The organism is Azoarcus sp. KH32C (assembly GCF_000349945.1).
In the GTDB taxonomy this organism is placed as follows: domain Bacteria; phylum Pseudomonadota; class Gammaproteobacteria; order Burkholderiales; family Rhodocyclaceae; genus Aromatoleum.
Genome location: NC_020516.1, coordinates 2,607,374 through 2,629,687 on the forward strand (window position 1 = coordinate 2,607,374; position 22,314 = coordinate 2,629,687).

Annotated in this window: 18 protein-coding genes; 15 read left to right on the forward strand and 3 right to left on the reverse strand. The window is 63.5% G+C overall.

The window, feature by feature from the left end; genetic code table 11:
• Nucleotides 1-5: 5 nt before the first annotated feature.
• The gene (locus AZKH_RS11375; RefSeq protein ID WP_015435917.1) at nucleotides 6-1,253 is read right to left on the reverse strand and encodes an acyl-CoA dehydrogenase family protein; all 1,248 of its coding nucleotides are present in this window, start codon (nucleotides 1,251-1,253) and stop codon (nucleotides 6-8) included.
• A 446-nt stretch (nucleotides 1,254-1,699) separates the two neighbouring features.
• Here AZKH_RS11375 and AZKH_RS11380 point away from each other — a divergent pair, with 446 nt between their 5' ends.
• The 15 genes from AZKH_RS11380 (at nucleotide 1,700) to AZKH_RS11450 (ending at nucleotide 20,888) form a co-directional block, all read left to right on the forward strand.
• Entirely contained in the window at nucleotides 1,700-2,959 is a 1,260-nt protein-coding gene (locus AZKH_RS11380) for an acyl-CoA dehydrogenase family protein (protein WP_015435918.1), read from the forward strand.
• Between the two features lie 78 nt (nucleotides 2,960-3,037).
• Complete coding sequence (locus tag AZKH_RS11385) at nucleotides 3,038-4,369, forward strand: MFS transporter (protein ID WP_015435919.1); 1,332 nt, start codon at nucleotides 3,038-3,040, stop codon at nucleotides 4,367-4,369.
• Nucleotides 4,370-4,384: 15 nt separating this feature from the next.
• The gene (locus AZKH_RS11390; protein ID WP_015435920.1) at nucleotides 4,385-5,143 is read left to right on the forward strand and encodes an SDR family NAD(P)-dependent oxidoreductase; all 759 of its coding nucleotides are present in this window, start codon (nucleotides 4,385-4,387) and stop codon (nucleotides 5,141-5,143) included.
• Between the two features lie 42 nt (nucleotides 5,144-5,185).
• Nucleotides 5,186-7,144, forward strand: coding sequence for an FAD-dependent oxidoreductase (locus AZKH_RS11395; protein WP_015435921.1), 1,959 nt, complete (start codon nucleotides 5,186-5,188; stop codon nucleotides 7,142-7,144).
• 55 nt (nucleotides 7,145-7,199) lie between these two features.
• Complete coding sequence (locus AZKH_RS11400; protein WP_015435922.1) at nucleotides 7,200-8,096, forward strand: SDR family NAD(P)-dependent oxidoreductase; 897 nt, start codon at nucleotides 7,200-7,202, stop codon at nucleotides 8,094-8,096.
• A complete protein-coding gene (locus AZKH_RS11405) occupies nucleotides 8,093-8,851 on the forward strand; it encodes an SDR family NAD(P)-dependent oxidoreductase (protein WP_015435923.1) in 759 nt (252 codons plus the stop codon). Before AZKH_RS11400 ends, AZKH_RS11405 begins: the two co-directional genes overlap by 4 nt.
• A 24-nt stretch (nucleotides 8,852-8,875) precedes the next feature.
• Nucleotides 8,876-9,586, forward strand: a complete 711-nt coding sequence (locus AZKH_RS11410) for a carboxymuconolactone decarboxylase family protein (protein WP_015435924.1) — start codon at nucleotides 8,876-8,878, stop codon at nucleotides 9,584-9,586.
• A gap of 479 nt (nucleotides 9,587-10,065) precedes the next feature.
• The gene (locus AZKH_RS11415; protein ID WP_015435925.1) at nucleotides 10,066-11,757 is read left to right on the forward strand and encodes a DUF1302 domain-containing protein; all 1,692 of its coding nucleotides are present in this window, start codon (nucleotides 10,066-10,068) and stop codon (nucleotides 11,755-11,757) included.
• A gap of 20 nt (nucleotides 11,758-11,777) precedes the next feature.
• On the forward strand, nucleotides 11,778-13,151 hold the full coding sequence (locus AZKH_RS11420) for a DUF1329 domain-containing protein (protein WP_015435926.1): 1,374 nt from the start codon (nucleotides 11,778-11,780) through the stop codon (nucleotides 13,149-13,151).
• A 96-nt stretch (nucleotides 13,152-13,247) separates the two neighbouring features.
• Nucleotides 13,248-14,318 carry a YCF48-related protein gene (locus tag AZKH_RS11425; RefSeq protein ID WP_015435927.1) on the forward strand — a complete coding sequence of 357 codons (1,071 nt, stop codon included), beginning with the start codon at nucleotides 13,248-13,250 and terminating at the stop codon, nucleotides 14,316-14,318.
• A 16-nt stretch (nucleotides 14,319-14,334) separates the two neighbouring features.
• Nucleotides 14,335-16,839 carry an RND family transporter gene (locus tag AZKH_RS11430; RefSeq protein ID WP_369795058.1) on the forward strand — a complete coding sequence of 835 codons (2,505 nt, stop codon included), beginning with the start codon at nucleotides 14,335-14,337 and terminating at the stop codon, nucleotides 16,837-16,839.
• A gap of 80 nt (nucleotides 16,840-16,919) precedes the next feature.
• Nucleotides 16,920-17,363 (forward strand): universal stress protein, encoded by a 444-nt coding sequence (locus AZKH_RS11435; RefSeq protein WP_015435929.1) that lies wholly within the window; start codon nucleotides 16,920-16,922, stop codon nucleotides 17,361-17,363.
• A gap of 9 nt (nucleotides 17,364-17,372) precedes the next feature.
• Nucleotides 17,373-18,707 carry an FAD-dependent oxidoreductase gene (locus AZKH_RS11440; RefSeq protein WP_015435930.1) on the forward strand — a complete coding sequence of 445 codons (1,335 nt, stop codon included), beginning with the start codon at nucleotides 17,373-17,375 and terminating at the stop codon, nucleotides 18,705-18,707.
• A gap of 16 nt (nucleotides 18,708-18,723) precedes the next feature.
• Nucleotides 18,724-20,079: an MFS transporter gene (locus AZKH_RS11445; protein ID WP_015435931.1), complete on the forward strand. Its 1,356-nt coding sequence runs from the start codon at nucleotides 18,724-18,726 to the stop codon at nucleotides 20,077-20,079.
• Between the two features lie 368 nt (nucleotides 20,080-20,447).
• Nucleotides 20,448-20,888 (forward strand): hypothetical protein, encoded by a 441-nt coding sequence (locus AZKH_RS11450; RefSeq protein ID WP_070099060.1) that lies wholly within the window; start codon nucleotides 20,448-20,450, stop codon nucleotides 20,886-20,888.
• Between the two features lie 17 nt (nucleotides 20,889-20,905).
• Here AZKH_RS11450 and AZKH_RS11455 read toward each other — a convergent pair whose 3' ends face one another.
• Both AZKH_RS11455 and AZKH_RS11460 read right to left on the reverse strand, forming a co-directional pair.
• Nucleotides 20,906-21,148 carry a hypothetical protein gene (locus tag AZKH_RS11455; protein ID WP_015435932.1) on the reverse strand — a complete coding sequence of 81 codons (243 nt, stop codon included), beginning with the start codon at nucleotides 21,146-21,148 and terminating at the stop codon, nucleotides 20,906-20,908.
• 327 nt (nucleotides 21,149-21,475) lie between these two features.
• Complete coding sequence (locus tag AZKH_RS11460) at nucleotides 21,476-22,147, reverse strand: DUF4145 domain-containing protein (RefSeq protein WP_015435933.1); 672 nt, start codon at nucleotides 22,145-22,147, stop codon at nucleotides 21,476-21,478.
• Nucleotides 22,148-22,314: the final 167 nt, after the last annotated feature.

The following is a 22,314-nucleotide window of genomic DNA, read 5'->3' on the forward strand; positions in this document are numbered from 1 at the left end:
TCGCCTTATTCGAGCAGATAGTAGGCAGCCGTTCCGCCACGGTTCGCCTTCGCCTTGTCCAACTCGCTGCGGGCCAGCACGCGTAGATGGACTTCGTCCGGACCATCGAAGAAGCGCATCGCACGGCCCCAGGTCCAGAGGAGCGACAGGGGCGTGTCCGGGGTCAGCCCCATCGCCCCGAAGACCTGTATCGCGCGGTCGAGAATGCGCGTCTGCAATTGGGCGGCGACGAGCTTGATCGCGGAAACGTCCACGCGCGCGGCCTGGTTGCCGCGCTGGTCCATCAGCCACGCGGCACGCAGCACGAGTAACCGCGCCTGGTCGATCTCGACGCGGGAGTGGGCGATCCAGTCCTGGATGTTGGTGAAGTCGCTCAGATACTTGCCGAAGGTGCGCCGTTCGAGTGCGCGTTCGCACATCATTTCGAGCGCGAGCTCGCACTGACCGATGGTGCGCATGCAGTGGTGGACGCGGCCCGGCCCCAGTCGGGCCTGGGCGAGCGCGAAGCCGTTGCCTTCTTCGCCCAGCAGGTTTTCCGCCGGGACTCGGACGTCGCGGAACACGATTTCACAGTGTCCTTCGGGTGCCAGATGGTGCATCACGGGGATGTTGCGCACGATTGTCACGCCGGGGGTATCCATCGGGACGATGATCATCGAGTGGCGTCCATGCGCCTCTCCGTCCGCGCCGTCCCCGACCTGGCCCATCACGATCGCGAAGGCGCAGCGCGGGTGCGCTGCGCCGGTGACGAACCACTTGCGGCCGTTGACGACGTAGTCCTCGCCGTCACGCCGGATGGTCGTGCGGATGTTGGTGGCGTCCGAGGAGGCAACGTCCGGCTCCGTCATCGCGAAGCAGGAGCGGATGCGGCCTTCGAGCAGGGGGCGCAGCCAGCGCTCGTACTGGAGGCCGGTGGCGTGCAGGTGCAGCAGCTCCATGTTGCCCGTGTCGGGCGCGCTGCAGTTGAAGGCCTCGGCGGACCACGGCACCCGGCCCATGGCTTCGGCCAGGGGGGCGTATTCGGCATTGCTCAGTCGCGTGCCGGGCTCGCCGTCGCGCAGGCCGGGAAGGAACAGGTTCCAGAGGCCCTCTTCGCGAGCGATGGCCTTGAGCGGGTCGATCACCTCCAGCGGGTATTCGCCGCGGGTCGCGCACTGGTGCCATTTCAGATTCACCGGCAGGACGCGTCGCTTCATGAAGTGACGCAGTACGCCCAGGACGGTTTCTGCTTTCTCGGAATAGTCGAAGTCCATCGGGTGCCGTTCCTCGTGTGGATGGGGCCTCACCGATTATAGACGACCGACTGGACGGTCGTGTATTGTGATTGCGCGATAAATCGGGTGGAGGGGCATGGTGCGATCGAAATTGCGAGCCGACGCAGGTGGCTGGCGTGTGGCCTCAGGTGACGACCCGACGTCGTTGGTCTGCCCGCTGATTCCGAGCCGGATGAAGTACACCTGCTCGGGCCGCTGCCGTGGGTGCAATCCGCGTGTCGCCGGGGGGGACACCGGTGCGACGGGCGGGACCGGCACGAAAAAAGGCGGCGATGACGCAAGCGACCGGTCTTGTGCCGACAGCTTGACACCCGACCGGTCGGTCGAGTAGTCTGGGCTCATGTCGGGACACGCGTATTTGCAGGGCTGCTCCGCCGCACATCTCGGGTCCGGGTTGCATCGTCAATTCACAGAGGTCGCCAGAAATGCATTTTGAGCAATCGAAGAAATCACTTGAGTGGATGGAGCGGGTGCGGGCCTTCATGGACGAGCACATTTATCCCGCGATTCCGGACTATCACCAGCAAGCCGCGACGATTGACCGCTGGAAGGAAACCCCGCCGGTCTTCGAGGAACTCAAGGCGAAGGCGCGCGCTGCCGGACTGTGGAACATCTTCATGCCGCCGTCGGACCACGACGACGAGTTCTTCACGAGCATCGGCCTGACCAACGTCGAGTACGCACCGATCGCGGAACTGATGGGGCGCGTGTCCTTTGCTTCCGAAGTGTTCAACTGCATGGCGCCGGACACTGGCAACTTCGAGGTGCTGCATCGCTACGGCACGGCCGACCAGAAGCGCCGCTTCATGCTTCCGCTCGCGAACGGCGAGACACGCTCCGCCTTCCTGATGACGGAGCCGAAGGTGGCGTCGTCCGATGCGCGCAACATCCGCACCGAGATCCGCCGCGAGGGTGACGAGTACGTGATCAACGGCCACAAGTGGTGGTCGTCGGGCGCCGGCCATCCCCACTGCGCGTTCTTCATCGTGATGGGTAAGACCGATCCGGATGCGGAGACCTATCGCCAGCAGTCGATGATCCTGGTTCCGCGCCATACGCCCGGGGTCACCGTCGTTCGCCATCTCAACGTGTTCGGTTTCGACCACGCGCCGCACGGACACTTCGAGGTGATCCTCGACAATGTCCGCGTACCGGCGGAAAACCTGATCCTCGGCGAGGGGCGCGGCTTCGAGATCGCCCAGGGCCGCCTCGGACCGGGGCGGATCCATCACTGCATGCGCAACATCGCCTCGGCGGAAGTGGCGCTGGAGCGGATGTGCATCCGCCTGATGTCGCGCGAGGCCTTCGGCAAGCGGATCCATGAGCATTCGGTGTGGGAGGAGCGCATCGCCCATGCGCGCATCGACATCGAGATGGTGCGGTTGCTGTGCCTCAAGGCCGCGCACATGATGGATACGGTCGGCAACAAGGCCGCGCGCGGCGAAATCGCCATGATCAAGGTCGTCGCACCGCAGGTCGCGCAGCGCATCATCGACATGGCGATCCAGGCCCACGGCGGTGGCGGCGTGTCGCAGGACTTCGGTCTGGCGGAGATGTACGCCAACACGCGTATCGTCCGTCTCACCGACGGCCCCGACGAGGTCCATTGCCGCACGGTCGCGCGGCTCGAGTGCCGGAAATACGAAGGGCGTGAATATTCGAGCATCAAGGCGTACTCAAAGTAAGGGCAGGGGGCCAGGAACTGTTCCCAACGCAGTCCTGGCCGGACAACCCAAGAACGAATTTCTGGCTGGAGCAGGCTGATGATCAGTGCCGGGCAGCGTCGCTACGTTCTCTTTCTTCTGTTCATGGTGTCGGTGTTCAACTACATCGACCGGACGATCCTTTCGATCCTGCAGGTGCCGATCAAGGCGGACCTGGGGCTGTCCGATTCACAACTCGGGGCGCTGACGGGACTCTCGTTCGCCCTGTTCTATTCGACGCTGTCGCTGCCGATTGCGCGTCTGGCTGATCGCTGGACGCGCAAGTACCTGATCGCCGGGTCGCTGGCGATCTGGAGCGGCATGACCTCGCTGACCGGTTTGGCGACAAGTTTCACGAGCCTATTGTTCTACCGCGTCGGCGTCGCCGCGGGCGAAGCCGGCAGCATCCCGGCGACGCATTCGATGATTGCCGATCTCTATCCGGCCAAGGAGCGGGCGACGGCCCTGTCGGTCTGGGGCTTGTCGCTGCCAGTGGGGATGATGTTCGGATTCTCGGTTGCCGGCGCCCTCGCGGATGCCGTTGGATGGCGCATGGCGTTTGCGGTCGTCGGTCTAGTGGGCTTGGTCCTCGTGCCGATCCTCACATTCACGATGCGTGAACCGCTGCGCGGGCAATTCGATTTCGTCCCGGCAACGGCATCGCCGGCTCCGAGCGCCAGGCAGGCATTGAGCAGACTTTGGGGCTTGAAGACCTACCGCTATCTGGTCGTCGCCGGCGCGTTCCATGCGTTCGCGTGGTATTCGGTCAACAGCTGGAGCGCACCGTTCTATGTGCGCGTTCACGAAATGTCCCTGGCGCAGACCTCGCTCTACCTGGCGCTCGTGAACGGCTTCGGCAGTGCTGCGGGCATGTATCTCGGCGGGCGCCTCTCGGACCACTTCGGGCAGAGTGATCCGCGAGCGCGGGCCCGCGTCGTCGCCATCGCCTTGTTCGTCATGGTCCCGTTCGCGCTGTGCCAATACTTCGTCGCTTCTGCCGAACTGTCGATGGCATTGGGCGCCGTATCGCAGACCCTCATGCTCGTCTATTACGGACCGATCATCGCCATCGCCCACCTGCTCGTGCCCGCCAACATGCGCGCCTTCACGTCTGCCGTATTGATGCTGGTGCTCAATCTGTTCGGCCTGGGGCTGGGGCCCTTCGTGACGGGCCTGCTCAGCGACGCGCTGGTCGCGCACATGGGGATGGCCGAGCATTCCCTGCGCTACGCGATCAGTTTCTCCGTCCTCTTTTCGCTGATGGGCGGCTGGATGTTCTGGCGTGCGTCGAATTCATTGCCGCACGAAATGCTGCACAAGTCGGAAGCGAACTCCGCAGAACCGGTGGTGCCGTCGGGCCTGCGTGAAGTTCGCGAAGCCCGTGTCGGGTAAATCGAGGAGATGAGGATGGGGAAGCTGGAAGGCAAGGTTGCGCTCATTACCGGCGCCGCCCGCGGATTTGGCGCCGAAGCGGCGCGCGTATTTGCGAAGGAAGGCGCCGCCGTGGTCCTCGGCGACATCATCGACGAAGCCGGGGCGGCCGTCGTGCAGGAGATCCAGGCCGCGGGCGAAAGGGCGCGATATTTTCATCTGGACGTCTCGCAGGAAGACGACTGGCGCCGGGTCGTCGATGAAAGCGTCAAGGTCTTCGGCAAGCTCGACATCCTTGTCAATAACGCCGGCATCGTTCCGAGCATTAGCTCCATCGAGGAACGCACCGTCGAAGAGTGGGACCGGGTGATGGCGATCAACGCAAGAAGCGTCTTCCTGGGGACGAAGCACGTGATTCCGCAGATGCGCCGTGTCGGCGGCGGCTCGATCGTCAATATTTCGTCGCTCGCGGCGCTCGGGCAATCGCAGATCATGGAAGCGGCCTACGCTGCCAGCAAGGCAGCCGTCCGGACCTTCACCAAGGTCACCGCAGGACAGCATGCGAAGGACGGCATCCGTTGCAACTCGATTCATCCGGGTCCGATCGACACCGATATGTTGCGGGCAGCCTGCGCCGACCCCGAAGCCGTGGCCCGGCGGCTCTCGCGCATTCCGCTCGGGCGCCTGGGACAGATCCGCGAGATCGTCGCCGGCGTGCTCTACCTGGCGTCCGACGACGCGTCCTACACGACGGGCGCCGAACTGGTGATCGACGGCGGCGCGCTGGTGCAGTGAGGTCGCGAGCGGCTTCAACGATACGAACCACGAGGAGGAACGATGGAAGCAAAGCCTGTGTCTCGTGACTTTCCGAGACTCTTCGAGCCGCTGAAGCTCGGACGAATCACCCTGCCCAATCGACTCGTGATGCTTCCGCACGGGACGAGCATGGTGCGGGACGGTGGCATCACCGATGAAGACATTGCGTACTACGAAGCCCGTGCGAGGTCAGGGCCGGCGATGATGATCACGGGGGCGGCGATCGTTCACCCGACCTCGGCCATCCGCTCGCGCAAATTGGTGGAGCCGTATAACGAGGCCGTCCTCGAGGGCCTGAAGCGGCGCGTGGACGTGATCCACTCGCATGGCGTGAAAGTGGTCGGGCAGATCGTGCACCTCGGGCGCGAGATGATCGGCGGCGAGTTCGACAACGCGCCGGTGGCGCCCTCCGCCATCCGCTCGCCCCGCGATCCGTTTCCGCCGCACGTGCTCGAAGAAGACGAGATTGCCGCCATCGTCGAAGCCTTCGGCGTCTCGGCCGGCAACCTCAAGCGTACCGGCCACGATGGCGTCGAGATTCACGGTGCGCACGGCTATCTCGTCGGGCAATTCCTGTCTCCGGCGACCAATCACCGTGACGATCGCTACGGCGGCACGCCAGAGAAGCGCCTGCGCTTCCTGCGCGAAGTCATCGAGTCGATTCGCAAGCATTGCGGCGAGGATTTTCTGCTGGGATTGCGCCTGAGCGCCGACGAAGAAATCGCCGACGGTATGGAAATCCCAGATACCGTCCAGATCAGCAAGGCCATCGCGCAAGATGGCCTCACCGATTACTTGAGCATCACCCTCGGCACCCGCGGGCTGTACGTGAAGGACGTGACCGCGCCCGAGGCGACCGCGGCGCGGGCCGCCGGAATCATCCGTAAGGCGTCCGAGTTGCCCGTCATTGTCGGGCAGCGGATCACCACGCCCGAAGTCGCGGAGCGGGTCCTTGCCGAAGGGCAGGCCGACCTCATCGGCATGGCGAGGGCCTTCATCGCCGACCCCGACTGGCTGACCAAGGTCGCGAATGGCCAGGTCGACCGCATCCGGCAATGTATTGGCCTGAATCAGGAATGCCGGTCTTTCTCCCCGCATCTGCATTGCGCGGTGAACCCCATGGCCGGACGCGAAATGGTGCCCGAGTTCATGGATCGTGGCCCCGCGCCGGAGCCGCGCCGCGTCGCGGTGATCGGCGGCGGCCCGGCCGGTCTCGAAACGGCGCGCATCGCCGCGCAACGCGGGCATTCGGTCACGGTCTTCGAAGCCACGGACGGCCTCGGCGGGCAGTTTCTCTACGCGGCGTCCCTTCCGCACCGAAGCGACCTGCGCCGCCTGATCGACTACCTGCAGAGCGAATTGCGGCGGATGGCGGTGAAGGTCGAGCTCAACACGCGCATCGACAGCGCAGATGACCTCGGCGGGGCATTCGACGTCGCGGTGGTCGCGATCGGTGCCGCGCCCAACCCCCTCGGCGAAGAGCTGGTCGGCGACCACGTGAAGACTTGGTTCGAGATCCTCGAGAACGGCGCGCCGGCGCCCAGCGGGAGCGGCCGCGCCGTCATGGTCGACGACGGGAGTGCCTTCTGGTGGACCTACGGCGTCGCCGAATCCCTGATGGACGCCGGCTGGCAAGTGACGATTGCGACGCCGTCTGCGACCGTCGCAGGCGCAATCCCGACCGAGAGCGTGGGACCGCTGCTGGCGCGTCTGGGCGGGGGCGGCACCGAGTTCCGCGTGCTGACCGTACTCGAGAGCGTCAATGCCGAAAGCGCGTCGTTGATGAACGTCACGAGCGGCCATGTCGATGCCGTGCCTTGCGATCTCGTCGTCGTCCAGACGGGACGCTCATCGCGATCGGGCTTGGCTGCGGAGTTGCGGAAGTCCGGGCTAGAGACGCATGCCATCGGCGACTGCGTGGCGCCGCGCCGGATGTCCCAGGCGCTGTTCGAAGGCCAGCGCCTCGCCCGTCAGCTCTAACCCAAATCAAAACCAGCGGCGGCCACAGGTCGCGGCAAAACCTCAGGAGGAAGACATGATCAATTTCGAAGGTAAAACCGCGGTAATAACGGGTGGCGGGAGTGGTATCGGTGAGGCGCTGGCATGGCGCTTTGCGCGCGAGGGCATGAAGATCGTCGTCGCCGACGTCGATTTGAGCGCCGCGAAACGGGTCTGCGACGCGCTCGAAGCCGCCGGCCATCGTGCGCTGGCGGTGCGCACCGACGTTTCCCGGCCGGAAGAAGTCGAGGCGCTTGCAGCCACGTCCTTCGAAACGTTCGGCAGCGTCGACTTGCTCTGCAATAACGCCGGAGTCGTCCCGTCGGGCCGCTTTCGACCGGTCTGGGAGTATCCGCTCGAGGATTGGAAGTGGTCGTTCGACGTCAATCTCATGGGCGTCGCGCACGGCTTCCGCAGCTTCGTGCCGCGAATGCTGGCGCAGGGCACCGAAGGTCATATCGTCACCACCGCCTCGGTCGCCGGGCTGATCAGCGGATCGGGTGCCACCGTATACAGTGCGGCCAAACATGCGGCCGTGCGCATCACGGAGGGGCTCTATGCCTCGCTTCGGGAAATCGGCGCCCCCATCGGCGTGACGGTGTTGTGTCCGGGCCTCGTGAATACGAAGATCTATCAGTCGGAGCGCAATCGCCCGCAAGACTTGCAGCCGGAAGGCGGGGCGGCCGAGGAAACCGAAGAGCTGAAGGCGGTTGCGGCCAGCCTCTATGCTGGGGCGATCTCGCCGGAAGACGTCGCAGAGCAGCTCATCGGCGCCGTTCGCGCCAACCAGCTCTACCTGCTGACGACGGACAAGTTCGACGATGCCGTCGAGACGCGGATGCGTGCCATCCTCGACCGGACCAATCCGACCTTTGCTGGCTTGCTGGATCTCACCAAGCGCGACTTGCGGAGCGAAGAAGAGAAAGCGCTATGAATCGCCTGCTGCACAAGATCGCCCTCGTCACCGGCGCGGCGTCCGGAATCGGCTTGGCCACGGCACGGCGTTTTGCCGAGGAAGGCGCCACCGTGATCCTTGCCGACCGCAACGGGGCGCTACTCGACAAGGCCCTGGCCGGGATCCTTGAGATCAGTGCAGGCCATCGCGCGGTTCATTTTGACGTCACGCAGGAAGAGGGCTGGAGAGCCGCGGTGCGGGAGGCCGAATCCGCGTTCGGGCGACTCGACATCCTCGTCAATAACGCCGGCTTCGGCCGCTTTCGCTCGATCGAGGAAACCTCGCTGGAAGAGTGGCGCTCGACCTTGGCGGTCAATCTCGACAGCGTCTTCCTCGGCACCAAGTACGCGCTGCCTCTGCTAGCCAAGGGTGGGCGCGGCTCGATCGTGAACATGTCGTCAATTCGCGGCTTGGTGGCCGGACCGAACGCATCGGCTTATTGCGCAGCCAAGGCCGGGGTTCGCCTATTCACGAAAGTCACCGCCCTCGAATGCGCGGAGGCACGCAATGGCGTGCGCGCCAACTCGGTTCACCCCGGGCACGTGGAAACGCCCCTGACGGCGCCGGCGTATGCGAATCCCGAGATTGCCGAAGAGTTTCTCCGGCACACGCCCCTCGGGCGTTTCGCCCAGCCGGCGGAGGTCGCCGACGCCATCGTATTTCTCGCCAGCGACGAAGCCAGCTATATCACCGGATCGGAAATCACGATCGACGGTGGTATTACTGCGCAATAGAAAATATACGGACAGGAGGCTGTTTTGGAGCAACCAACGATGAATACCTCGAGCTTGTTGTTGCAATCCAAGCTTTTGAGAAAAATTGCACCTTATACCTTGGCCGGATATTCCCGGTTTCGCCAAGTGGTCGATACCGACGGGGCGATCCCGGCCAGGATCAAGGCGCTTTATGTCGCGGTGGCCGCCACGACCAAGGGATACAGGGAAATGGCGCAGCGCGAACTCAAGCGCGCCCGTCAATTGGGGCTGACGTTCGACGAGGCTTCGGCGGCGGCGGTCGTGCTGAGCAGCGTGCGGGGCGAGGGGGCGGCGCTTTCGTTCATCTCGACCCTCGATTCGGAATATCCGTCCCAAGCGGAAGGCGAAATTCCGATGCCGCAAATGGAAGTCGGCCCGCATGAGGCGGAGCAGAATTTCCTGCGCTATTTCGGCTCGATGCCTCCGTCGCTCGGCAAGTTGATCGAGTTGCTGCCCGTCGGGGGCGACGCGTATTACCTGATGCGGGAGGGGACCATCAACGGCACGGCGTTGGGCCCGAAGTATTCGGAATTGATGCTCGTCGCCGTATTGGCGGCCGACTACAGCCCCCTTGCGTCGGTGCACATCAACGGCGCTCGCACCGCGGGCGCCACGGAAACCGAAATTGCCGAAACCATCGTATGCGCCGTGCTGACCAGCGGCCTGTCGGCATGGGTGAGTGGGGCCAACGCGATGGACGTCCGCCCCAGCTGATGGTCCCCTTGTAACACCCTCCGGGACGCCGGTCGTGGCTGTGCCACACCGGCGCTCCCGCGCGTCGTCGGCGCTCCCATCCGTACCTCCCTGCATGCTCGTCGGCGTCGGCTCGACGAGGGTAAGCCTTTGCTGCCCAACGCCAGTGCGGACGGGCGTTTCCGGGCGTTGACGACCGTTCTGGCGGCGCCGCTCGATCGTCCGCACGCGCCCCCTCGAATCCCAGCGACGCCCCTCATTTTTCCGCGAAAAAATATTGACAACCGACCGGGCGGTCGATAGCCTTAACACTACACGCAGGACGTGAGATCAAAGGAGACAAATCCATGTTCTTGCTCCCGATGTCCGGGTATTTCACTGCAGCACCTAACCAATGAACCGGCGCGGAGAAATCTGAGGAGCGAAACAGACCAGGCAGGTTTTTCCGTACAAATCCATTAGAACCGGCTTCGAAAGACGTACAAATAAGGAGGAAGGAGATGAAGGAAGCTCAGTTTGAGGCGCGCTTGCATTGCTTGCGGCCGATGGTCGTCGGGTTGGCGGTGGCAGGTTTGTGGAGTGGTGGTGCGGCTGCCTTTCAGTTCGAAACCAATAATCCAGACCTCGAAGTCCGTTGGGACAATCAGGTTCGCTACAACATCGGCTGGCGCATGAACGAGCGCGACAACACCGTGGGCGATACCTGGACGGCGCAAGCGGGGGAATACAAGTTCGACAAGGGCGATATCGTCACCAATCGCATCGACCTGCTTTCCGAATTCGATTTCGTCTTCAAGAAGAATTACGGCTTCCGGGTTTCCGGCAGCGCCTGGTATGACGACGCGTACGATAGCCATGTGGAAGGTAACCCGGCGTATCAGTCGGCGGGTCTCGGAACCGCATATCCGAATAATCGATTTACGAACGACGTCAAGCGCTACTACACGCATTCCGGCGAATTGCTCGATGCGTTCGTCTTCGGCCGGATCGACCTCGGAGAATCACCGCTGGATGTGCGCTTGGGCCGCCACAATATCTACTGGGGTGAGTCGCTCTTTACGCCGATCCACGGCGTCTCGTACTCGCAGGGCGCGGTGAACTTCAGCAAGTCGCTGGCCACGCCGGGCTCCGAAGCGAAAGAACTGTTCCTGCCGCGAAACCAGCTGTCGGCACTCTTCCGCCTCAACGAAACCTTCTCCTTTGCCGGGCAATACGCGTTCGAATGGAAGCCGTTCCGCCTTCCCGAAGGCGGAACCTATCTCGGCAGCACCGACTTCCTGTTCTCGGGCGGAACCCGGATCAGCCCGTTTTCAACCGCGCGCTTTGTCGGCGACATCGACTCGGGTCCCAACGCCAAACCCAAAGACGCTGGCGACTGGGGCCTGAATGCGAAGGCAAACACCGACTTCGGAACCTTCGGCGTCTACTATCGCGAATTCGACGACAAGGTTCCCCAGTTCCTTCGCACCACCAGTGGGCCGACCCGGTTCTATAGTGCCTACGCCAAGGACGTGAAGCTGTGGGGTGTGAGCCTTTCCAAGGAGATCGCGGGCGGCATCGCGATCGGCTCCGAGATCGTCCACCGCGAGAACTCCGTCCTGAACACCGTATTCGGTGCGACGGACCTCGCACGGGGCGATACCTGGCATGCACTGGTCAATGCGATTGCGATCATCAACAAGACCCCTTTGTTCGACATGGCGAGCGTCTCGGGCGAACTGACGTACAGCAAGGTCGACAAGATCAGGGGCAATCCGGCGAACTTCAAGAGCGTCGATCACACGTGTACGAACAGGGTCGGTGCGGCGGGCGGCACGTGGCGCGATGGCTGTTCGACGGACGATGCGTGGGGTCTGCAGCTCTCGTTTTCGCCGACCTGGTTCCAGGTGCTTCCGGGGGTCGATCTGTCAATGCCGATGTCGTACAGCCGGGGCCTGAAGGGTAATTCGCCGGTCCCGTTCGGCGGCAACGAGGACACCGGCAGCTGGAGCCTCGGACTGAGTGCCGACTACAAGGCTAAGTACAAGTTCGATATCAGCTACATCGACTACTACGGCCTCGTCAACCCGAGGGCCACGCCCGCAGCCTTCGCCGTGCCGGGTATCGGGCCGACGGTACAGGGATCGTCCAACGGAAACGGGCCGATTCGCGATCGCGGCTGGCTTTCCGTTACGTTCAAGACCACATTCTAAGAGCACCTGAGGAGACAACGATGGCACAAGGAATCAAGACGCTCGCCGCCTTGCTGGCGGCAGGTATCGCCGGCACTGCACTGGCGGCCGCCACCCCGGAGGAGATCAAGTCGCTGGGTAGCACGCGCACCCCGTGGGGCGCCGAAATCGCGGGTAACAAGGACGGCTCGATCCCCGCGTGGACCGGCGCGGTCACTCCGCCGGCGAATTTCGATCCGCAAAAGCCGACGCATCGTCCCGATCCGTTCGCGAGCGAAAAACCGCTGTTTTCGATCGACGCCAAGAACATGGACAAGTACGCGGACAAGTTGTCCGAGGGCACCAAGGCCATGTTGAAGAAATACCCGACCTACCGTCTCGATATCTATCCGGGCCACCGGACGGCGAATTATCCGAAATACTATGTGGACAACACGCTGAAGAACGCGTCGGAGTGCAAGACCGGCAGCGACGGCCTGAAACTCGAAGGCTGCTGGCCCGGCTTGCCCTTCCCGTTCCCGAAGACGGGCAACGAAGTGGTCTGGAATCGGCTGCTCAAGTTCGACGCACCGGCGATGACGACGACGGGGATGTCCTCGCGGGTCGTGGATACGCAGGGGAACATCACGCTGACGGGCGCTTCGACCGCGTATATCCAGTATCCGATCTTCGATCCGAAGCGCACGACGCCGATCTCGGGCAACGAGATCTATGAGGCGCTGCGGCTGGATTACTCCGCACCGAACCGCAAGGCCGGCGAGAAGGTGCTGGTGCGCGATTCGGTCGATATGCTGGATACCGGACGCCGCGCCTGGTCTTATCTGCCGGGGCAGAGGCGGGTCAAGCTGTCGCCCGATCTTTCCTACGACACGCCGAGCCCAACCGGCGGCGGTACGGGGGTCCTGGACGACACGGCCGTGTTCTTCGGCGCAATGGACCGGTACGACTTCAAGCTGGTGGGCAAGAAGGAGATGTACATCCCTTACAACGCCTACAAGATCCGCGATCCGCAGGTCTGTCCGGAGAATGTCCGGCACATGAAGAACCACCTCAATCCCGACTGCATGCGTTGGGAGCTGCATCGCGTGTGGGTGGTCGAGGCGACGCTCAAGCCCGGCAAGCGCCACGTCTATCCGAAGCGGGTGTTCCATTTCGACGAGGATTTCTCGGGTGTCGGTATCGCCGACAACTACGATTCGACGGGCCAGATCTACCGTGTCGTGCTGAACCTGCCGATCTCGCTGTATGAGACCCCGGGACACCATGCGACCGACGAGTACGTGACCCACGACCTCGCGACCGGCATGTACGCACATCAGACCGACCCGACCGACGGCGGCGGCTGGGTGGTGACGCCGCTGAAGCCGAACTCGTTCTTCATGCCTGAGGCCCTGGCGGCCGAGGGCGTTCGCTAAGGTCCCCGGCGGCCCAGACCGGTCTGCGCCGCCATCGCGCGGGCGGCCCGGTCCGGCTGGCCGCATCATGCACCCTTGGTAGAGGAGGGGACCGTCTTGCGTCACCTTAAATTAATTACAGCGCTGGCCATCGGATCCGCGCTTGCGGCATCGCAACCGGCGGCCGCATGGACCTTCGTGGGGCCGCTCGACCGGCCGGCGGTAGCCAGCAGCCTCGCGCCCCAAAGCCCGATGCTGGCGGTCGCGACTGCCGGCAACCGGCTCGTCGCAGTCGGTCAGCGCGGACACATCCTGTTCTCCGACGATCGCGGGAGTACCTGGACGCAGGCGCAAGTGCCCGTCAGCACCGATCTCGTCGCCGTCACGTTTCCGACCGAGAAACTCGGCTGGGCGGTCGGCCACGGCGGCGTCGTGCTGCATTCGAGCGACGCGGGCGCGACCTGGGTCAAGCAGCTCGACGGAAAACAGGCTGCGGAGATCGCGGTCCACTATCTCGAAGCCCAGGCCGCGACCAATCCCGAGACCGCCGCCTTCGTCGCGCGCGAGAAGCGCCTTCAGCTAGATGGCGGGACGCAGCCGCTGATGGCGGTGTTCTTCGAGAACGAGACCGACGGATACGTCGTCGGGACCTTCAATCGCATCTTCCAGACCCGCGACGGTGGGAAGACGTGGATGCCCTTGATGGACCGTACGGACAATCCGGACGAGTTTCATTACTACACCGTCGTCGGCGACGGCCAAGCGGTGTATGTGGCCGGCGAGGGCGGCATGGTCTGGCGCTTCGATGCCGAGAAGAAGCGCTTCGTCGCGCGCCCGCTGCCATACCAGGGCAGCGTATTCGGCCTCCTCAACCTCGAACCGGGCACGCTGCTGGCGTTCGGCCTGCGGGGCAGCCTCTTCCGCACGGCGAACGGCGGCGCATCGTGGGAGAAGATTGCGCTCGGCACTTCGGCGGGCATCACCAGCGGCGTCGTGCTGCCCGGCGGCGAGGTCCTTCTCGCGACCCAGGGCGGCGAAGTGCTGCGCAGTGTCGATCACGGCAAGACGTTCGCAGCGGTCAAGCCGGCGCATCCGATGGCCTACTACGGAATCGTCGGTTCGCCGCAGGGCGGCATCGTGCTGGCGGGTTCGGAAGGCGTGCGGGCAGATCCCCACTTGGAGCAGTAGTGGCATGAGCACATCAATGAATCGCCAATCCATGAAAGTCGTTTCCGACCCGCGGGACTTCGACGACGCATCGGGCAATCTTCTCGAACGGCTGATCTTCAACAACCGGCCGATCCTGATCCTGGCCTGTGCGCTGCTCACCGCGTTCTTTGCGTTCCAGTTGCGTGACCTCCACGTCAATGCCAGCTTCGACAAGATGCTGCCGCAGGGCCACCCCTACATCCAGAACTACATCGAAAACCGTCCCGACCTGCGCGGCATGGGCGATTCGGTTCGCGTCGTCGTCGAGAACCCCAACGGCGACATCTTCGATCCGCAATACCTGGCCACGCTGGCGAAGATCAATGACGAGATCTTCACGCTGCCGGGCCTCGACCGCGCCTGGATGAAGTCGCTGTTCGCGCCGGTCGTACGCTGGGTCGAAGTCACCGAGGAAGGGTTCCGGGGGGGGCCGGTGTTGCCCAACGACTACGACGGTAGTGCGAAGTCGATCGAAGACCTGAAAATCAATATCGCCCGCGCGAAGCTCGTCGGCAGTCTGGTTGCCAACGACTACCACTCCAGCATGATCGTGATGCCCTTGCTGGCGAAGGACGGCAACGGCAGTTCGCTCGACTATCACCAGCTGTCGAACTCGCTCGAAGACATCCGTCAGCGCTACGCGACGGGCGACGCTGCGAACCCGCCGAAAGTCCGGATGTACATCATCGGTTTTGCGAAGCTGGCGGGGGACCTGATCGGCGGCCTCGAGAAGGTCATGACCTTCTTCCTGGTCGCGGCCGGGATCGCCGCGCTGATCATCTTCCTCTACACGCGCTGCATACGCAGCACGGCGATGGTGCTCGCGTGCTCGCTGATCGCGGTGATCTGGCAACTCGGGATCGTCGTCACGCTCGGTCACGGCCTCGACCCGTTCTCGATCCTCGTGCCCTTCCTCGTCTTTGCGATCGGCGTGTCCCACGGCGCGCAAAAGATGAACGGCATCATGCAGGACGTCGGCCGCGGCGCGCACAAGTGGGTGGCCGCGCGCTACACCTTCCGCCGGCTGTTCCTCGCCGGTCTGACGGCACTGCTGGCCGACGCGGTCGGCTTCGCGGTGTTGATGGTCATCGACATTCCGGTCATCCGCGAACTGGCACTCACGGCGAGCCTCGGCGTGGCCGTGCTGATCATGACGAACCTGATCCTGCTGCCGATCTTCCTGTCCTATGTCGGCGTCAGTCCCGCTGCGGCCAAACGCAGTCTGGCGGAAGAGCGCGAGGAGAGCGGTGGCCGCGGCTTCGGCAAGGTCTGGAGCTTCCTCGACCGTTTCACCGAGCGAAAGTGGGCGACCGGTGCGATCGCCGTCGCAACCGTGCTCGGCGTGGTGGGTTTTCTCGGCGCCCAGAACCTGAAAATCGGCGACCTGGATGCCGGGGCGCCGGAGCTTCGGCCGGACTCGCGCTACAACCGAGACAACGCCTTCGTTACGTCGAACTACGGGATCTCGAGCGACGTCTTCGCCGTGATGGTCAAGACGCCGGACGATGGATGCCGGTCGTACGAGACCCTGACCGAGATCGATCAGCTCGCGTGGACCCTGCGCCAGCAGCCCGGCGTGCAGCGAACGGCCTCGCTCGCCGACACCGTTCGCTCCTACACCTCGGGCGCATTCGAGGGCAATCCGAAGTGGCTGACGGTGCCCGATGCCCAATCGGTGATCGACGCGCAGATCAACAACGCGATCGCGTGGAACGCCGACATGCTCAATTCGCGCTGCTCGATGACGCCGCTGCTGGCCTTCCTGTCCGATCACAAGGCCGAAACGCTGAACCGCGTGGTCAAGGCCGCCGAGGAATTCGCGGCCGAGCACAACACGCCGCAACGGCAATTCCTGCTCGCGGCCGGCAGTGCCGGCATCGACGCCTCGACCAATATCGTCGTCCGCGACGCGAACCGGACCATGCTGCTCTATGTGTATGCGTCGGTGATCCTACTGTGCGCCATCACTTTCCGCAGCTGGCGCGCCGTCGTCGTCGCGGTGTTGCCACTGGTGCTGACATCGGTCCTCGCCGAGGCGCTGATGGTGTGGCTCGGCATCGGCGTCAAGGTCGCGACGCTGCCGGTGATTGCGCTGGGGGTGGGCATCGGTGTCGACTACGCCCTCTACCTCCTGTCAGTGCAACTCACGCAGCAGCGCCTCGGCTTCACCCTGGCCCAGTCGTACCAGCGGGCAGTCGCCTTCACCGGCAAGGTCGTGGCGCTGGTGGGCGTCACGCTTGCAGCCGGCGTCATCACCTGGGCCTGGTCGCCGATCAAGTTCCAGGCCGACATGGGAATTCTCCTCACCTTCATGTTCGTCTGGAACATGCTCGGCGCGCTGATCCTGATTCCCGCCCTGTCGCACTTCCTGCTGCAAGGCGAATCGCGTCCAGCCAAGGTCTCGTCCGAAGCGCCGGGCGACGCCCCGACAGAGGCTGTCGAAGCCGGCGAGGAGTCCGCCGCTGCGGGCAACCGCAAGGTACTGCAGACGGCGACCTAGCGACGCTGTGCAAGAGACGTTGCGGGGGCGTGCCGCCAGCGCCCCCTCTTTTTTCTGATGTCCCCATTAGAGGTTCCATCGTGTTTCGTCATTTGCTTGTTCCGACCGACGGCTCCGAACTGTCCGCCCAGGCTGTAAGCAAGGCCGTGGCTTTCGCGTCCGAGACGAAGGCTCGGCTCACGTTCTTCTTTGCGGTGCCTGACATGGAGTCATCGCTCTACGGCGAGGCATCGCTGATGCGTGCGCTCGACCCCGAATTGTTGGATCAGCGGGTCAATGAGCAGGCACGGAACGTCCTCGAGGGCGCCGAAATCCTCGCCAAGGATGCCGGCGTACCGAGCGCATCCGCATGTGCCGTCGCCGACGAACCCTATGAGGGGATTCTTGCCGCCGCCATACAGCACGGCTGCGACATGATCCTGATGGCTTCACATGGTCGCAAAGGGGTGAAGGGACTGCTGCTCGGATCCCAGACGCAGAAGGTGCTGACGCACTCGAAGATCCCGGTCCTGGTTTATAGATAGGAGCAATCGGTGAGCTACGAAGTCCTCGAGTGTGACTTGCTGGTCGTCGGCGCCGGGATGGCGGGACTGTCGGCGGCAGGCTGGGCCGCCGAGCGCGGCGCCCGGGTCATTGTCGTCGAGAAGGCGCCGCAGATCGGCGGCTCCGCCTTCCTGTCAGGCGGCGTGCTGTGGACCGCTGCGTCGCCCAAGAAGATGGAACTCTACGGTGCCGGCGAGCCGGCGCTGGGTGAGGTAATTTGTGAGCGCTATCCGGAGGCCATCGCGTGGCTGCGCCGGCGCGGGGTCGACGTCTCCAAAACCATGAAAGTGCTGCATGGCTACGGCTACCAGATCGATATCGTCGAGCACCTGAAGGGCTGCGTCGACCTGGTCGAGAAGGCGGGCGGACACGTCGTCTTCGAAACGACGGTCTCGACGCTGCTGCAGGACAAGGAAGGGCGCGTCACCGGGGCGAGAACGGTCCATCAGGACGGCGAGATCGACGTCCATGCGAAATGGACCCTGCTCGCAACCGGAGGCTTCCAGGGGAATCCCGAGCTGCGTTCGCAGTACATCCACGAGAACGCCCGCGACATGCTCTTGCGCTCGAACGTTTACAGCGACGGCGCGGGGCTGCGCCTGGGGCGGGAGGCCGGCGGCGAAGTGCGCGGGACCAACCGCGGGTTCTACGGGCACCTGGTCAGCAAGCCGAACGCGTGGGGGGAGGAGCGCTATTTCACGATGCTCTCCCAGTATCACAGCGACCACGCCCTGCTGTTCAACGAACAGGGCAAACGCTTCTGCGACGAATCCGTCGGCGACCACACCAACACCTACCACACCGTCCAGCAGCCGCACGCGCGCGCCATCTGCCTGTGGGACGCTCGGGTGCATGCCGAGCACGCGACCAAGCCGATCGTCGCCACAGCGCCTCCGATGGACAAGTTCGCCGTCGCGATGGAAAACGGCGGCGAGGGGATCATCGCGCAGAACTATGCCGAACTCGGCAATTTCGCCACCGCCCACGGCTTCGACGGCGAGGCAATGCTGCGCGAGCTGTCCTATTACAACGATCAGGCGAACAACGGCTGGGAGGTCATGACTCCGCCGCGCACCGAGTCGTGCTTGCCGATGGACCGGGCTCCGTACTACGCCTTGATCGTCTATCCCGCCATCACCTTCACCTTCGGCGGCCTGACGATCGACACCGGCGCGCAGGTTCTCGACAACAAGGGCAGGGCCGTTCCGGGACTGCTGGCGGCGGGCAGCGATGCCGGGGGCGCGTATGGGGTCGGCTACGCCGGGGGTTTGGCGATGGCAATGACCTTCGGCATCACCGCGGCCAGGACGGCCGGCTGGCAATGAAGAAGGGAAAAGCGCGATGAATGAACTTGCAGGACGCTGGTTCGTCTTGGGCCTGTTGTTCGCGGTGTCGACCTTCAATTACATCGACCGGACAATCATTTCGATTCTGCAGGTCCCGATCAAGCGCGACCTCGGCTTGTCCGACACCGAGCTCGGACTGCTCACCGGCCTGTCGTTCGCGCTTTTCTATACGACACTGTCCCTGCCGATCGCGCGCCTCGCGGACCGTACGGTTCGCAAGCGCCTGGTCGCAGCGGCGCTCGCGGTCTGGAGCGGAATGACGGCCCTGACCGGGGTCGCGGCGAATTTCACGCACCTCGTGATCCTGCGAGTCGGCGTCGCCGCCGGCGAGGCCGGTAGCATCCCCGCGTCGCATTCCATGATCGCGGACCTCTTTCCGCCACGCTCTCGCGCCACCGCCATGGCAATCCTGGGGCTGTCGCTGCCTGTCGGGATGATGTTCGGCTTCCTGTCGGCGGGGATACTTGCCGAGACGCTCGGCTGGCGCAAGAGCTTCGGCGTGATCGGCGTCGTGGGGCTTCTCCTCGTGCCGATCGTCCTGCTTGCGATCCGCGAGCCGGTCCGCGGCCGCTTTGATCGTTCGGCCGACGTCGCGGATTCGCAGCCCGGCTTTGTCGACGCATTGCGGACACTGTGGCACCTGCGCAGCTACCGGTTTCTCATCGCCGGTGCGGCGCTGCACGCCTATGTCTCTTATTCGGTGATGAACTGGAGCGCCCCGTTCTATACGCGGGTGCACGAAATGTCGATCGGCGAGGTCTCGGTCTATCTCGCCCTGGTCAATGGCATCGGCGGCGGCATCGGGATGTACCTCGGCGGCTGGCTGTCCGACCGCCTCGGGCAGCGGGACGCCCGCCTGCGCCTGCGGGTGCTCACCTTCGGCGGCCTGATCTTCGTGCCGATGGCGCTCGCGCAGTACCTGGTCGAATCGACAACGCTCTCACTGGCTTTCGGCGCAGTGGCTTTCACCTTGCTGCCGTTTTACTACGGCCCGGTGGTGGCGGTGCCGCAACTGCTCGTCGCGCCGAACATGCGCGCCTTGACCTCGGCAGTGACGCTGCTCGTAACCAACCTCGTCGGGCTCGGCCTCGGGCCGACCGTGACCGGCTTCATCAGCGAGACCCTGATCGTCCGCTTCGGCATGGGCCAGCATTCGCTGCGCTACGCCATCAGCGCGGCGATCCTGTTCTCGCTCGTCGCGGCCTTCTTGTATTGGCGGGCATCGGGTTCCTTGATCGCTGAAATGCGATACGCCGAAGAGGAGAAGGTGCGTGACCGTGCGTCCTCGTCCGGTATAAGCCTGTCCGATCCGGGTTCTCCGGCCACGCTGGCCCTGGCGAACAAGCGATGAAGGCGGCCCCAGAAGGCTGCGGCGGCGCAGGCCGGGATTACCGCGACAGCAGCTCGATATACGGCTGGTAGCTGTAACTGCGATTCTTCTTCTGCCCCGTCATTTCAGTCACGATGCCCAGATCCGCCAGCACCTTCACGGCGGCGCTGGCCGTCGGGAAACTCGTGTTCAGCTTCTGCCGTACCCGTCGTTCGCTTCATGTTAAAGGATTCTTGAATTAACGGTTGTCGTATTAAAGCATGCCTTAATAGGTAAGGCCGTTATTCAAGAACATCTTTGATTACTGATTGTTTGTCAGTAGACATCTAATCTTAGGTTGGTAGTCGGATGACCCAATCCGCTGCCCTCGCCAGCTCGGGAGAACGCAAATGCACAAGAAAATCATCGTTGCATCGCTCGCTGCGCTCCTGCTCAATGCATGCGTCGTGGCGCCTGCGGGGCGTGGCCCCGCCGTGGTCGTGGCTCCACCACTGCCGACGATCGTGGAACTGGATGTCGAGCCGTATTACTACTACGGCGGCTTCTTCTATTACTACGACAACTCCCGCTGGCGCTACGCGAATTCGCGGTCGGGGCCGTGGGTGGACCTTCCCAGGAGCCATTACCCGAGGGAGACCCGGTTCAAGGGCCGCGGCGAAGGATGGCGCGGCGACGACAATCGTGACCGCCGTTACGACCGCGACGACGACCGCCGCTGGGATCGTGACCGGGACCACGATCGCGACAAAGACCGCGAACGCGACCGCCGCCGCAAACGGGACGACGATGACGACCGTCGCCAGGATCGGAACGACGATCGCGGCGGTTGAGGGGGTGACGCTGGTGACTAGATCCGCGAGTCCTTGTCAGCCCGCGGATTGAGCACGAAGGCGTTCTCCGCAGTCTCGTGATACGTCGTCCCGAAACCGGCAAGGATCTCCTTCGAGCGCCCGTTCGGGTTTCCCCAGCACTGGCAGGTGATCTTGTCGCACGCTTCGATCACCTTCGCCAGCGGCCCCTTGCCCTTCTCGTTGGCAAGGTGCGCCTCGAACGCCTCGTCGGTCGCGTAGATCTCCGTCCATTGGCTCACCCGGGGCCTCCTGTCCGGCCTTGATGTCCCACTGAATCTTGAGCATGAACGGCATGGACTCCTCCTTGGCAGTAGCCGGGGGCACGGCGCGTTCGCGCCGAGAGCGTGATTCGTCGAATGCATGCAATCGGAAATCGGGATTCCGCAGTGCATGGTAGGCGATGATTGTGGGGTGCGAAACGGGTAGCTGGAGGGGAGGGGGGCGCCAGTCAGGCAGGAGATCGGCCTGACCTGCCGGTGACCGGGTGGTCGGTATCGGGCGGCAATGCGCCAGATACCCGTCGCTCAACCCCCGGCCATGGTCAATGACCGCTTACCCGGTAGCCTTCACTTGAAGGTCTTCTTCGCATGCTCTGGCAGGATGTATACGCCGAGAAGCAGATGATCGACTACATCGAAGGCGAGGCCGAGCTCTTTCAGGGAGTGTGGTTTAACCTCGTGTGCCGCATCATTGCCCATAGTACGGAGTTTGTGAAGGATGTTGGCGCCATCCTGCGTCAAAACACCGAGCCCAACGAGCGAATTGATTTTGTTGAAGAGATCCCCTCCGGTAGCGCTCTTATCCTTGCAGACCGTCTCAATAATGGCGCGTATGCCAATTCCGCAAAGAACGGGCTGCGTGTCATTAATGGCTTGCAGAGATTCCTCGTAGATGCGTTGGATCTTGTCTGGCAAGAGCGAGGCGTCTGTCAGGGCCTGCCGCCCCTCGCGAGGGTTCGGGTAGACCTCGATAAGGGGCTGGTACTCCCATTCGTCCTCGCCGACCTGCACATAGTCTTGGTCGGAGCCCGTCGTTTTGCGAAAGGAAATCGTTTCACAGCCAAGACATCTGATGACCTGGTGTTCAATTGACCATTCAATGGGGTACTCCGCCGGACCGTGAGATCCACTCAGTGTCGCCTCGGTGATGACCTCGTGCTTGGTTTCGCGGTGGCATTCTCGGCAAAGGGAGGTGATTTTTTGCCCTTGTTGCCTGTTGATTGTGAATTCGTTCGTCATAATGGCTAGCTTTGTTCTAGGGCGCCTGGACCGCTGCGTAACATCCGCTATAGTCCGTTTCATCAGGCATCACGTGCCTGCAGAGTTCATTATCGGTGAGGCTTATCGTGTCATGGCACTTTTACCGCCCTCAATAACAGAGCGGCAAATCCAGCAACCAATGGACG